This is a genomic window from Buttiauxella cochleicola (assembly GCF_021282435.1).
GTDB lineage: Bacteria > Pseudomonadota > Gammaproteobacteria > Enterobacterales > Enterobacteriaceae > Buttiauxella > Buttiauxella massiliensis.
Map to the genome: position 1 here is coordinate 640,208 of NZ_JAJSOT010000002.1, position 12,313 is coordinate 652,520.

13 protein-coding genes are annotated in these 12,313 nt (G+C 49.6%); 2 read left to right on the forward strand and 11 right to left on the reverse strand.

The genetic code is table 11. The features are described 5' to 3' along the window. Nucleotides 1-104 precede the first annotated feature (104 nt). On the reverse strand, nt 105-563 hold the full coding sequence (gpt, locus tag LVQ77_RS08660; protein ID WP_034457839.1) for a xanthine phosphoribosyltransferase: 459 nt from the start codon (nt 561-563) through the stop codon (nt 105-107). 265 nt (nt 564-828) lie between these two features. On the opposite strand from gpt, the gene pepD reads away from it, so the two are divergent. Next, nucleotides 829-2,286 (forward strand): beta-Ala-His dipeptidase, encoded by a 1,458-nt coding sequence (gene pepD, locus LVQ77_RS08665; protein WP_232864056.1) that lies wholly within the window; start codon nt 829-831, stop codon nt 2,284-2,286. A 44-nt stretch (nt 2,287-2,330) separates the two neighbouring features. On the opposite strand, the gene dinB is transcribed toward pepD, so the two are convergent. The 8 genes from dinB to LVQ77_RS08705 form a co-directional block, all read right to left on the reverse strand. Continuing rightward, nucleotides 2,331-3,386, reverse strand: a complete 1,056-nt coding sequence (dinB, locus tag LVQ77_RS08670; protein WP_232904200.1) for a DNA polymerase IV — start codon at nt 3,384-3,386, stop codon at nt 2,331-2,333. Between the two features lie 107 nt (nt 3,387-3,493). Continuing rightward, nucleotides 3,494-3,718 (reverse strand): (Na+)-NQR maturation NqrM, encoded by a 225-nt coding sequence (nqrM, locus tag LVQ77_RS08675; protein WP_034461602.1) that lies wholly within the window; start codon nt 3,716-3,718, stop codon nt 3,494-3,496. An 11-nt stretch (nt 3,719-3,729) separates the two neighbouring features. Beyond that, complete coding sequence (gene nqrF / locus LVQ77_RS08680; RefSeq protein WP_232904201.1) at nt 3,730-4,953, reverse strand: NADH:ubiquinone reductase (Na(+)-transporting) subunit F; 1,224 nt, start codon at nt 4,951-4,953, stop codon at nt 3,730-3,732. Between the two features lie 12 nt (nt 4,954-4,965). Continuing rightward, a complete protein-coding gene (nqrE, locus tag LVQ77_RS08685; RefSeq protein ID WP_034461600.1) occupies nt 4,966-5,562 on the reverse strand; it encodes an NADH:ubiquinone reductase (Na(+)-transporting) subunit E in 597 nt (198 codons plus the stop codon). A 6-nt stretch (nt 5,563-5,568) separates the two neighbouring features. Then, nucleotides 5,569-6,207, reverse strand: a complete 639-nt coding sequence (locus tag LVQ77_RS08690) for an NADH:ubiquinone reductase (Na(+)-transporting) subunit D (RefSeq protein ID WP_232904202.1) — start codon at nt 6,205-6,207, stop codon at nt 5,569-5,571. Continuing rightward, nucleotides 6,200-6,994 carry a Na(+)-translocating NADH-quinone reductase subunit C gene (locus LVQ77_RS08695; RefSeq protein WP_034461598.1) on the reverse strand — a complete coding sequence of 265 codons (795 nt, stop codon included), beginning with the start codon at nt 6,992-6,994 and terminating at the stop codon, nt 6,200-6,202. The genes LVQ77_RS08690 and LVQ77_RS08695 overlap by 8 nt, the downstream gene beginning before the upstream one ends. After that, nucleotides 6,987-8,225 carry an NADH:ubiquinone reductase (Na(+)-transporting) subunit B gene (locus LVQ77_RS08700; RefSeq protein ID WP_232904203.1) on the reverse strand — a complete coding sequence of 413 codons (1,239 nt, stop codon included), beginning with the start codon at nt 8,223-8,225 and terminating at the stop codon, nt 6,987-6,989. Before LVQ77_RS08700 ends, LVQ77_RS08695 begins: the two co-directional genes overlap by 8 nt. A 3-nt stretch (nt 8,226-8,228) precedes the next feature. Further along, the gene (locus tag LVQ77_RS08705) at nt 8,229-9,572 is read right to left on the reverse strand and encodes a Na(+)-translocating NADH-quinone reductase subunit A (RefSeq protein ID WP_232864051.1); all 1,344 of its coding nucleotides are present in this window, start codon (nt 9,570-9,572) and stop codon (nt 8,229-8,231) included. A gap of 486 nt (nt 9,573-10,058) precedes the next feature. Here LVQ77_RS08705 and dpaA point away from each other — a divergent pair, with 486 nt between their 5' ends. Then, nucleotides 10,059-10,796 (forward strand): peptidoglycan meso-diaminopimelic acid protein amidase, encoded by a 738-nt coding sequence (dpaA, locus tag LVQ77_RS08710; protein ID WP_232864050.1) that lies wholly within the window; start codon nt 10,059-10,061, stop codon nt 10,794-10,796. Here dpaA and LVQ77_RS08715 read toward each other — a convergent pair. Beyond that, the gene (locus LVQ77_RS08715; protein WP_232864049.1) at nt 10,767-11,534 is read right to left on the reverse strand and encodes a class II glutamine amidotransferase; all 768 of its coding nucleotides are present in this window, start codon (nt 11,532-11,534) and stop codon (nt 10,767-10,769) included. The genes dpaA and LVQ77_RS08715 overlap by 30 nt on opposite strands. Nucleotides 11,535-11,588: 54 nt before the next feature. Beyond that, nucleotides 11,589-12,170 (reverse strand): D-sedoheptulose 7-phosphate isomerase, encoded by a 582-nt coding sequence (gene lpcA / locus LVQ77_RS08720; protein WP_064553165.1) that lies wholly within the window; start codon nt 12,168-12,170, stop codon nt 11,589-11,591. Nucleotides 12,171-12,313: the final 143 nt, after the last annotated feature.

The window sequence follows — 12,313 nt, forward strand, 5'->3', positions numbered from 1 at the left end:
CACAACAAGGCGGCAAGTGATCGAATCCCCAGGAGCTTACTAGAGTAAGTTACTGGGGTAAGCGAGCGTAGCCAACACAGGTGTGACTCGAAGGATGACGGCTATTAACGACCAGCTAATGGTGGTACGAACACAACGCCCATATCCCACGGCTGTTCAATCCAGGTATCTTGCGGGATATCGATAACATAATCGTCAACCAAAGGCTGACCAGCAGGCTTGGCGAAGATAGTGACGAAATGCGCTTTTGGATACATTTCACGGATAGCAACTGCGGTACCGCCAGTGTCTACCAGGTCATCGATAACGATAAAGCCTTCACCATCACCTTCAGCACGTTTCAACACGGTCAGCTCACGCTGGTTGTCGTGGTCATAGCTGGAGATGCATACAGTATCAACATGACGAATCCCCAGTTCACGTGCTAGCAGTGCGCCAGGAACCAGGCCGCCACGGCTAACAGCAATAATGCCTTTCCACTGTTCAGCAGGAAGCAGACGGCTTGCCAACTTACGCGCGTGAATCTGCAACATGTCCCAGGTGACGATGTATTTTTCGCTCATGTGAAATTATCCCAGCCAGTTATTAACGGCTTAAAAATGTTCAAAGGGGTTTTGGTTGCGCGAGATTATAGAGATCTGACGCACTAAAAACCAGTACTGTAGGCCTGTCTCCCTCGTTTTTACGTGCTTTAGGTCGTCACAGCCTTAGTTATAGTGGTATTCTCAGGCCAGCACACAATGCTTACTTGTGTTGTATTTCATTAAGATCAATCCTGCGCTCTGCGAACCAAAATTGTCAGCAGAGTCGATGTCAAGGAGACTTATCGTGTCTGAATTGTCTCAATTATCTCCGCAGCCGCTGTGGGATATTTTTGCCAAAATCTGTTCTATTCCGCACCCTTCTTATCATGAAGAACAACTCGCGGAACATATTCTGTCCTGGGCAAAAGAAAAAGGCCTGCATGTTGAGCGCGACCAGGTTGGTAATATCCTGATCCGCAAACCTGCAACAGCTGGTATGGAAAACCGTAAAGCGGTCGTCCTGCAAGCTCACCTTGATATGGTGCCGCAGAAAAATAACGACACTGTTCATGATTTCACCAAAGACCCGATTCAGCCGTATATCGATGGAGAGTGGGTTAAAGCGCGCGGCACTACGCTGGGTGCGGATAACGGTATCGGTATGGCGTCTGCATTGGCAGTGCTGGCTGATGATTCCGTGTCTCATGGCCCGTTAGAAGTCCTGCTGACCATGACCGAAGAAGCGGGTATGGATGGCGCTTTTGGCCTGCAAGCTGGCTGGTTACAAGCTGATATCCTGATCAACACCGATTCTGAAGAAGAAGGTGAGATCTATATGGGTTGTGCTGGCGGGATTGATTTTATCTCCACGCTGCCACTGCAACGTGAAGCGATTCCAGCAGGTTACGAAACCTACAAACTGACCATCAAAGGTCTGAAAGGTGGTCACTCTGGCGCTGAGATCCATTTAGGTTTGGGCAATGCAAACAAATTGCTGGCGCGTTTCCTGTTCGCTCACGCAGCAGAACTGGATGCTCGTCTGATTGATCTGAACGGCGGTACGCTGCGTAACGCAATCCCTCGTGAAGGTTCAGCTATCCTTGCTGTACCTGCCGATAAAGCAGCACAACTCAAGCAATTGGCAGCGCAGTTCTTGTCAATTCTGCAAAATGAGCTGGGTGCCGTTGAAAAAAACACCACCGTTCTGGTTGAAGCGACCAGCACAGACAAATCTGCGCTGACAGTAAAAAGCCGCGAAGCTTTCATTAACTTGCTCAACGCAATGCCGAACGGCGTTATCCGCAATTCCGACGCTGTAAAAGGCGTAGTTGAAACCTCACTGAACGTGGGTGTGGTGACAATGACTGACGAAAGCGCAGAAATCATCTGCCTGATTCGTTCGTTGATTGATAGCGGTAAAGATTATGTGGTGGGCATGCTTCACGCACTGGGTCAGCTTGCTGGTGCAGAAAGTGTTGCCAAAGGCAGCTACCCTGGCTGGCAGCCGGATGCTAAATCCCCGGTAATGGCACTGGTTCGTGAAACTTACGAAAAGCTGTTCAACAAGACGCCAAACATCATGGTTATCCATGCCGGTCTGGAATGTGGTCTGTTCAAGAAGCCTTACCCTGAGATGGATATGGTTTCTATTGGGCCGACCATTACAGGTCCGCACTCGCCTGATGAACAAGTTCATGTTGCAAGCGTTGGCCAATACTGGATCCTGCTGACTGAGTTGCTGAAAGCGATTCCAGCTAAATAAGCCAAATACATGTTGATCAAAACCCTCTCATTGAGAGGGTTTTTTTATAATCCCAGAACCAGTTGACGCTCCAACTGTGGGTCAAGTAACGTGACATGCAGCCCCACCAGCCTTACGCCTCGCCCTCCCCGGCGCTCTTCCCATGTTTTCTTCGCCGTTGCGATTAAATCGGCTTTATTTAGTTGCGGCCAGACATGTTCCTGAGTGGTTTGCTGGAAATCATTAAACTTGAGTTTGACTCCCTGACGAGCAATCAATAAATCTGGTTTCACCTTTTTCAGCCGTCGCTCAAGTTCAGCATAAAGCTGCTCAATAATGGCTTCACACTCATGCCATTCATGAATGTCTTCGGCCAATGTTTTCTCTACTCCAACAGATTTGCGCTGCCGTTCATTGTTTATCTCCCGCTCGTCAATGCCCTGGCTTCGCTCCCACAGTACCCGCCCAAATTTCCCAAAACGTTTGAGTAACGAGGCTAAATCAGTTTTTTGTACATCGGCACAGGTGCGCAGCCCCAGGCTTTCCAGTTTTCCAGCGGTGACTTTGCCCACGCCTGGAATCTTACCCAACGGCAAGGTTGCTAAAAATGCAGGGATTTCATCGGGCGTAATGACGTACTGCCCGTTAGGCTTATTAAGATCGGAAGCAATTTTGGCGAGAAATTTTACCGGGGCTATCCCCGCAGAGGCTGTGAGATTAAGTTCGTCGGAAATAGACTGGCGGATTTCCTTCGCCATCAACGTTGCGGAGCCGTGGCAGTTCAGGCTATCGGTAACATCCAGATAAGCCTCATCAAGCGATAGCGGTTCAATAAGATTGGTGTAGCGGCTAAATATCTCACGAATATGATTTGATGCATCTTTGTATGCGTCAAAACGCCCAGGCAGAAGTGTCAGGTGTGGGCATAATTTGAGTGCCATTGCAGTCGACATTGCGCTGTGTACACCGAATTTTCGTGCTGGGTAATTTGCGGTACTGATCACTCCACGTCGCTGCGCGCTGCCGCCAATCGCTAGCGGGATATCCCGCAAGTTGGGGTTATCACGCATCTCCACCGCTGCAAAAAAGCAGTCCATATCGACATGAATGATTTTACGCATACTTTTTCACACCAGTTATTTTACTGGATAAGTATACAGTCAATTAGTGAGGGGGGGAAAGTCTGTATCAAAGAAATCCTCCCGAAAAGCGGGAGGATTTAAGAGGCTTATATGATGCGGTTTTGCTGAATTTTTGCCAGTCGTTCGGCTTTCGCCATACGTTTTTTACGCGCATCGCAAGGTTCAGGACAGTTGCAAACCTTCTCCATACCGAGTGCTGCAATGCCACCACAGCTACCCTGAAGCGCTTTGCGCTTCACGATAACGCCCAGTGACATACCAAATATCACCAGCAAAAATATAACGAAGGTGGCTAAAAATACCGTCAGCATAATGGCTCCCGTCAGCCGCCAAAGTCGTCGAGCATGATATTTTCATCCTCAACGCCCAGGTCTTTGAGCATTTTGATCACCGCTGCGTTCATCATTGGCGGCCCACACATATAGAATTCACAATCTTCCGGCGCCGGATGGCTACGCAGATAGTTTTCCAGCAATACGTTGTGAATGAAGCCGGTATAGCCCGTCCAGTTATCTTCTGGCTGTGGATCAGAAAGCGCCACATTAAAGCTAAAGTTCGGGTTCTCCTGCGCCAGCTTTTCAAACTCTTCTTCGTAGAACATTTCACGTAAAGAACGAGCGCCATACCAGAAGCTGATTTTGCGCGTGCTATGCAGGCGTTTAAGCTGATCAAAAATGTGTGAACGCATTGGCGCCATACCGGCACCACCGCCGATAAATACCATTTCTGCATCCGTATCTTTGGCAAAGAACTCACCAAATGGCCCGGAAATTGTCACTTTATCGCCCGCTTTCAGCGACCAGATATACGAGGACATAATCCCCGGAGGAGCATCTGGTACATTCGGCGGAGGTGTCGCGATACGCACGTTCAGCATGATAATGCCTGCTTCGTCCGGATAGTTCGCCATGGAATATGCACGAACACAGGGTTCTTTCACCACAGATTTGAAGCGGAACAGGTTGAACTTGTCCCAGTCACCACGGTATTCCTGTGGAACATCGAAGTCTTGATAGTTAACTTCATGCGGCGGGCTTTCAATCTGGATATAGCCACCAGCACGGAACGGCACCACGTCGCCGTCAGGAATACGCAGCTTGAGCTCTTTGATGAACGTCGCTTTGTTATCATTAGAGATAACTTCACACTCCCATTTTTTCACGCCGAATATCTCTTCCGGCAGCTCAATTTTCATGTCCTGTTTCACAGCGACCTGACAGGCAAGACGGCAACCCTCTTTCGCTTCACGCTTGGTGATATGCGAAAGTTCGGTAGGCAGAATATCACCCCCACCTTCTTTAACGGTTACACGGCACTGGCCGCAAGAACCACCACCACCACAAGCCGAGGAGATAAATATCCCTTGGTTTGATAACGTGTTGAGCAGTTTGTCGCCCGCCGGAGCATGGAACTTTTTGTCTGCTTCGTTGTTAATCTCAATCAGCACATCGCCGGAGTTAACAAGCTTTGACTTAGCAAACAGAATCATCAGTGCCAGAGCCAAAACAATAAGCGTGAACATCACCACGCCAAGAATAATTTCCATACCTTTCCGCCCTTATAGCTGCACACCGGAGAATGACATGAAACCTAGTGCCATCAATCCAGTGGTGATAAAGGTGATTCCTAAGCCACGCAATCCTGCGGGCACATTGGCATATTTCATCTTCTCGCGAATACCGGCCATCGCGACGATAGCCAGCATCCAGCCCACACCGGAACCGACACCATAAACGATGGATTCGCCAAAGCTGTAATCACGCTGCACCATAAACGATACGCCACCGAAAATGGCGCAGTTAACGGTGATAAGCGGCAGGAAGATACCCAGCGCGTTATAGAGAGCCGGGAAGAAACGATCGAGGATCATTTCAAGGATTTGCACCAGCGCTGCAATCACACCAATGAAGGTGATGAAATTCAGGAAGCTGAGGTCAACACCTTCAACCAATGCACCGTCGCGAAGCACAAGGTTATAAACCAGGTTATTCGCCGGAACAGCAATCCCTAAAACAACGGTAACCGCCACACCCAAACCAAATGCCGTGGAAACCTTCTTGGAAACCGCCAGGAAGGTACACATGCCAAGGAAGAACGCGAGCGCCATGTTTTCAATAAACACGGCACGCACAAACAGACTAATCATATGTTCCATAGTCAGTTAGTCCTTTTCCTGCTGCGCAGGCTTCAGCGTACGCAGTGCCCAAATCAACAGGCCGATAATGAAGAACGCACTCGGCGCCAGCAGGAACATCCCGTTTGGCTGGTACCAGCCACCGTTTTGAACCGTTTCAAGCACCGTGATACCAAACAGTTTGCCGCTTCCTATCAGCTCACGCAGGAAACCAACCAGCAGCAGAATCACGCCATAACCCAGGCCGTTACCGATGCCATCCATAAAGCTCGCCAGCGGCGGTGACTTCATGGCGTAGGCTTCGGCGCGCCCCATCACAATACAGTTGGTGATGATTAGGCCAACGAATACCGAAAGCTGTTTGGAGATCTCGTAGGCGTAAGCACGCAGAACCTGATCTACGACGATAACTAACGAAGCAATGATCGCCATCTGTACGATGATTCGCACACTGTTTGGGATCAGGTTACGGATCATCGAGATGAACATGCTGGAGAACGCTGTCACCACTGTTACCGCGATGGTCATTACGAATGCAGTTTCCAGCTTCGTTGTTACAGCCAGCGCCGAACAGACACCGAGTATTTGCAAGGCAATCGGGTTGTTATCCACAAGAGGACTAACCAGTACCCGTTTGACCTCTTTCATGTCTGAAATATCAGCCATTGTTGAGCGCTCCTTCACGTACTTGTTTCAGGAATGGACCAAAACCGAGTTCACCCATCCAGAAATCAAAAGTGTGTTGTACACCGTTTGCTGTGAGCGTGGCACCGGATAAACCATCTACCCCGTATTCATCGCCCTGACGCGCACCGCCTTTCACAACACGAATTGCAGGCTTGCCATTATCATCAAGCAGCTTCTTGCCAATCCACTGCGCACGCCAGTTCGGGTTTTCAACTTCACCGCCCAGACCCGGGGTTTCACCCTGGTCATAGTAAGTGATGCCTTTAACCGTACGGCCATCGGTTTGCAGAGAAACGAAGGCATACATCATCGACCACAAGCCTTTGCCATACACGGGCAAGACAACTTCCTGGATTTTGTTTTGCTCATCTCGCACCAGGTAAATCTCAACAATATTGCTGCGATTTTTTATCCCGGCACGATCTTCGTCAGATGTGAGTGCTTTGCTCTGATTAGGGTCACGTAATGCTGCCGCCTGGTCGAATTTAGACGAGTCTTTATCCAGTAACTCGCCACTTTTCAAATCCAACAAACGCGGTGTAATGCGTGATTCAAAGACTGCTTTAACATCTTCACCTGTCATTTTTGGTGTGGCTAAGCCCGCAACATCAAGAATGTTACGTTGCTTATCGAGGGCTTTTTGCTCTTGCTGACGAGCTTTAAGCCCAACAGCAGAACCCGCCACCACAACGGAGCAAACCAGGCAAAGCACCAGCACCACCAGCAGTGTTCTGCCAATGCTATCGTTACTTTTTACTTCAGCCACGCGACTTCCTCCGCTTGATATTGGCTTGCACCACCAGGTAATCGAACAACGGTGCAAAGAGGTTGGCGAACAAAATCGCCAGCATCATCCCTTCTGGATAGGCCGGGTTTACAACTCGAATTAACACACACATCACGCCGATGAGTGCCCCATACCACCATTTACCTTTGTTGGTAAACGATGCCGAAACCGGATCGGTCGCCATAAACATCATGCCGAAAGCAAAACCACCCAGCACCAGATGCCAATACCACGGCATCGCAAATAACGGGTTGGTTTCAGAACCGATGAAGTTAAATAAGGTTGCTGTGGCAATCATACCGAGCATAACGCCCGCAACGATGCGCCAGGATGCGACTCGACCGAACAGGATAATCGCCCCGCCAATCAGAATCATCAGCGTTGAGACTTCACCAATCGAACCGGGAATGTTGCCGAGGAAAGCATCCATCCATGTCACTGGTTGGCCCGAAACAACATTGACTAATGCTTCACCACCGCCATGGGACCATTGTGAAAGCGGAGTTGCTCCAGAGAAACCGTCAGCCGCGGTCCACACCAGGTCGCCCGAGATTTGCGCTGGATAAGCGAAGAACAGGAATGCACGGCCAGCCAGTGCAGGGTTCAGGAAGTTACGGCCTGTTCCACCGAAAATCTCTTTGGCGATAACCACACCGAAACTGATACCGAGGGCGGCTTGCCACAAAGGCATAGTTGGTGGCACCACCAGCGCAAACAGAATCGAAGTCACGAAGAAGCCTTCGTTAATCTCGTGTTTGCGAATGATAGAGAACAGCACTTCCCAGAAACCGCCTACCAAAAATACCGTGATGTAGATTGGCAGGAAGAAGACAGCGCCCAGCGTCATCATGCTGAGCCAGCCAGCATCAGGCGTAAAGTTCACTCCCAGCCACTGCGCAATCACATAATGCCAGTCGGATGAAATCACCTGCTGGAGTTGTTCTGCGCCATACATCTTGTTCAGGGCAGGAATAGTTTGCTGCCCGACGTTGTACATGCCCCAGAACATTGCCGGGAATACAGCGAACCACACCAGGATCATCATGCGCTTCAGATCGATAGCATCACGAACGTGGGAGGCGCCAGGCGTAACGATACCTGGCGTATAAAACAGAGTCGCCGTCGCTTCAAAGAGCGGATAGTACTTTTCTAGCTTTCCGCCTTGTGTGAAGTGCGGCTCTAGTTTTTCAAATAAATGCTTCAAGCCCATGACTTATCCTTCCTGCTCGATGCGGGTTAATACCTCGCGTAGCACCGGGCCATACTCATATTTCCCCGGGCAAACGTAGGTACAAAGCGCCAAATCTTCTTCATCCAGCTCCAGACACCCCAGCAATTGAGCGCTGTCAGTATCTCCTGCCAGTAAGTCGCGCAATAACATCGTGGCCAGAATATCCAGCGGCATGACACGTTCATAGTTGCCAATCGGCACCATTGCGCGTTCGCCACCATTGGTATCGGTTGAGAAGTTAAATAGTTTGCGCTTCAGGAAGTGGCCAACCGTGGTGCGTGTAATTGAATATTTATCGGCACCCGGCATTACCCAGCCAAATAGTTCTTTTTCACGCCCTTCTTTCAGAACCGTGACCTGCAGGTGGAAACGGCCAAGCCAGGCACGAGGACCAGCGGCCATGGTTCCACTTAATACAGAACCGGATACGATGCGGTTTTCACCTTCTTCCAGCTCACCGGCTGTGAGTACTTCCAGACCGGCCCCCAGGCGAGTGCGAATCAGGCGTGGTTTTTTAACCTGCGGACCGGCTAACGCAATAACACGTTCGGTCCACAATTCACCTTCAACAAACAATTTGCCGATGGCAATCACATCCTGGTAATTAAGATGCCATACCGTTTTTTGCAGGCTAACGGGCTCAAGGAAGTGAATGTGTGTGCCCACTAACCCAGCAGGATGAGGGCCAGCAAATTCATTAAACGTCACTTGTCCGGAAGCATGGCCGCCCAATTTACCGCCACCAGCCTGGCAGACATGGACTTTTCCATCAGTCAGCCGTGACAACAGTGTTAAGCCCGCGTCAAACATTTCGCGATGTGCACGAATAATGGGTTGCGGATCGGCCGCCAGCGGATTGGTATCAATCGCGGTCACAAAAATGGCCGCGGGAACACTCGCAGGTTGCGGTGCTTTACTGAATGGTCGCGTACGAAGTGCAGTCCACAGGCCCGAAGATAGAAGTTGTGCCTGAACTGTTTCACGCGGGAGTTTGCCAAGGTTTTCTGGTGCAAATCGTTCAAAAACGACCTGATCATCACCCTGAACCTCAATAACCAGCGATTGGAGTACGCGACGTTCACCACGATTAATCGCCGTGACCGTTCCACTCGCAGGAGCGGTAAAGAGCACGCCAGGGTTCTTTTTATCTTCGAAGAGAGGCTGGCCCTTCAATACCTTGTCGCCTTCCTGCACAAGCATAGAAGGGCGCATGCCGACATACTCTTCACCGAGCAGGGCCACGAAAGGTATCGCTGGGCCGTCATGGATTTGCTGTTCCGGTAAACCGGCAATAGGCAAGTCCAGACCTTTTTTGATTTTTATCATAAGGTTATCACGTTTAAAATTGGCTTAAACATACCGACAAAAAACTGTAGCCGACAACGGATGGGTCGAATAAGGGTTCAACCGATGCGACATATAAGGCAGATAAAACAGGAAACGCATCCATTCACTATTACGAGAGGGAGGTATAAGTCGCCCGAGTAACCGGAACAACTGACTTATGGATAGTTTCCTTTCATATCCGCAGGTCAACATTCGCGAAGGATTTTAGCATCATTAGCCCGCTGAAGGGGCAGAAATCAGCATAGAGATATCCAGCAATGCGAGCTGTTACGCAAAACGCTTGCTCTCCCGCTATCCAAAAGTATTCTATAAAGTCCAATTTTATAGCTTAATACGCTCTGCTTTAGGGTTGCGAAAATTCATAACGATGCTAATGTGAGCGCTCCTAATACAGAGTAATCTGATTTCGGGTCTCTTTTTGCCGTCCTGGCATTTGGTCTAAGCTTTATCAAGGAATCAAGCAGTATGCGTAAGATCGCACTTATTATTGCGATGCTTCTGATACCGTGCATGTCGTTTGCCAGCCTTTTAAGCGGCAACTCGTCTAACACGCCTGTCAGTAAAGAATTCAAGCAACAACTTATGGGCTCTCCGGTTTATATTCAGATATTTAAGGAAGAGCGCACGCTAGAGTTATACGTGAAGATGGGCGAGAAGTTCCAATTACTCGACAGCTACAGCATCTGTAACTATTCCGGTGGGCTAGGTCCAAAACAGCGTCAGGGTGATTTTAAAAGTCCTGAAGGTTTTTATAACGTGACCCGCAGCCAGCTCAAACCCGACAGCCGTTTCTATAAAGCCATTAATATCGGCTTCCCGAACGAGTTTGATCGCCAGCATGGTTATCAGGGTCAATATCTGATGATTCACGGTGCTTGTGTGTCCGTCGGCTGCTACGCCATGACCGACACCAACATTGATGAGATTTTCCAGTTTGTGACTGGCGCGTTGGTCTTCGGCCAGCCAAGCGTACAGGTCAGCATCTATCCGTTCCGCATGACAGATGCCAATATGCAGCGTCACAAGTACTCTTATTACATCGACTTCTGGAAACAACTGAAGCCGGGTTATGACTACTTCATGGCGAATCACCAGCCGCCGGGCGTTTCAGTTGTTAGCGGTAATTACGTGGTTAGTAAGCCGGTTACGCCATCGACGCAACCGCAGTTGGCATCAAACTACGCGCTCCCCGAGACAAAATAGTTCAGACTCACCTGGTGCAATTTTGTGCCAGGTTTCGTTGCCAGTCAGGGGCTGAGTCGCAATTACAGTGACCACATCGTTGAGTGTGGTCTCTTCCTGAAAATCAATTTCCACATCCTGGTCCAACAGTTTTGCCACGCCAAACGGTGCCCGTCGGGTTATCCAGTATAAATTGGTGGAACAGAACGCCATCACGTAGCGCCCATCCGACAACAACATATTGAACACGCCCTTCTCACGCAATTGCACCGCAAGTTCGGTGATGTAGCGGAACACCGCCTCCATATTGCCAGGTGTGCGTGGATAACGTTGCGTCAATTTATGAAGCAGCCAGCAAAATGCTTGCTCGCTGTCGGTTTCACCAATCGGGCGAAACGGGCCGGTATCGAGTGAACGATGCCCTTTGAGCTGGCCATTGTGGGCATAGGTCCAGTTACGACCCCATAACTCGCGCGTAAAAGGGTGGGTATTTTCAAGCGCCACTTTGCCGCGGTTAGCCTGACGAATATGCGCGACCACTGAACAAGATTTGATCGGGTAATCTTGCACAAGTTTTGCGATGGGAGAGTTAAAACTCGGTTGCGGATCTTTGAACGTACGACAGCCTTTACCTTCGTAGAAAGTAATACCCCAGCCGTCTTTATGCGGCCCTGTTCCCCCGCCACGCTGCACCAGACCGGTAAAACTAAAGCAAATATCCGTCGGCACATTGGCGCTCATCCCGAGCAGTTCGCACATCTTAACCTCCCACAACTTAATACAACCCTCTCCGTTTCGGGAGAGGGGAACTGGTTAAGCCTTAACCATCTCTTTTTCAATCAACTGAATCAGGATATGAATCACTTTGATGTGAATTTCCTGAATACGGTCAGCGTAGCCAAAGTGTGGAACACGAATTTCAACATCCGCAGTTCCATCCATTTTGCCGCCATCTTTCCCGGTCAGGGTAATGACTTTCATGCCTTTCGCACGCGCCGCTTCAATGGCTTTAATTACGTTGCCAGAATTACCTGAAGTGGAGATCCCCAGTAACACGTCGCCTTCACGACCTACCGCTTCAACGTAACGAGAGAAAATGTGGTCGTAGCCAAAATCGTTGCCCACGCAAGAGATGTGGCTAACGTCAGAAATCGCAATCGCCGGGTAACCCGGACGGTTTTCGCGATAACGCCCAGTCAGTTCTTCAGCAAAGTGCATAGCGTCACAATGTGAGCCGCCGTTGCCGCAAGAAAGCACTTTACCGCCTGCCTTGAAGCTATCAGCCAGCAGCACCGCCGCACGCTGAATGGCGTGAATGTTAGCGTCATCTTTCAGGAAGTTAGCCAGCGTTTCAGCCGCTTCATTCAATTCATTACGAATAAGATCCTGGTACATGAGGATGTCCTTCAGTATTTTTCGATTGATTAACCCCAGCAGTTTACCGGATAGCGCGAGAAGCGCCATATCCTCCTGCTTTTGCTGTTCCGTGCGGTAACAATGTGAGCTGAGTTGTAATTATTTTGTGAATATATTGCTAA

What these genes read in the sequence shown, in the direction of transcription:
- lpcA (WP_064553165.1), bottom strand. Translation starts at nt 12,170, where the DNA reads ATGTACCAGGATCTTATTCGTAATGAATTGAATGAAGCGGCTGAAACG.
- dpaA (WP_232864050.1), top strand. Translation starts at nt 10,059, where the DNA reads ATGCGTAAGATCGCACTTATTATTGCGATGCTTCTGATACCGTGCATG.
- nqrM (WP_034461602.1), bottom strand. Translation starts at nt 3,718, where the DNA reads ATGCTGACGGTATTTTTAGCCACCTTCGTTATATTTTTGCTGGTGATA.
- LVQ77_RS08705 (WP_232864051.1), bottom strand. Translation starts at nt 9,572, where the DNA reads ATGATAAAAATCAAAAAAGGTCTGGACTTGCCTATTGCCGGTTTACCG.
- LVQ77_RS08715 (WP_232864049.1), bottom strand. Translation starts at nt 11,534, where the DNA reads ATGTGCGAACTGCTCGGGATGAGCGCCAATGTGCCGACGGATATTTGC.
- gpt (WP_034457839.1), bottom strand. Translation starts at nt 563, where the DNA reads ATGAGCGAAAAATACATCGTCACCTGGGACATGTTGCAGATTCACGCG.
- nqrF (WP_232904201.1), bottom strand. Translation starts at nt 4,953, where the DNA reads ATGGAAATTATTCTTGGCGTGGTGATGTTCACGCTTATTGTTTTGGCT.
- dinB (WP_232904200.1), bottom strand. Translation starts at nt 3,386, where the DNA reads ATGCGTAAAATCATTCATGTCGATATGGACTGCTTTTTTGCAGCGGTG.
- nqrE (WP_034461600.1), bottom strand. Translation starts at nt 5,562, where the DNA reads ATGGAACATATGATTAGTCTGTTTGTGCGTGCCGTGTTTATTGAAAAC.
- LVQ77_RS08690 (WP_232904202.1), bottom strand. Translation starts at nt 6,207, where the DNA reads ATGGCTGATATTTCAGACATGAAAGAGGTCAAACGGGTACTGGTTAGT.
- LVQ77_RS08700 (WP_232904203.1), bottom strand. Translation starts at nt 8,225, where the DNA reads ATGGGCTTGAAGCATTTATTTGAAAAACTAGAGCCGCACTTCACACAA.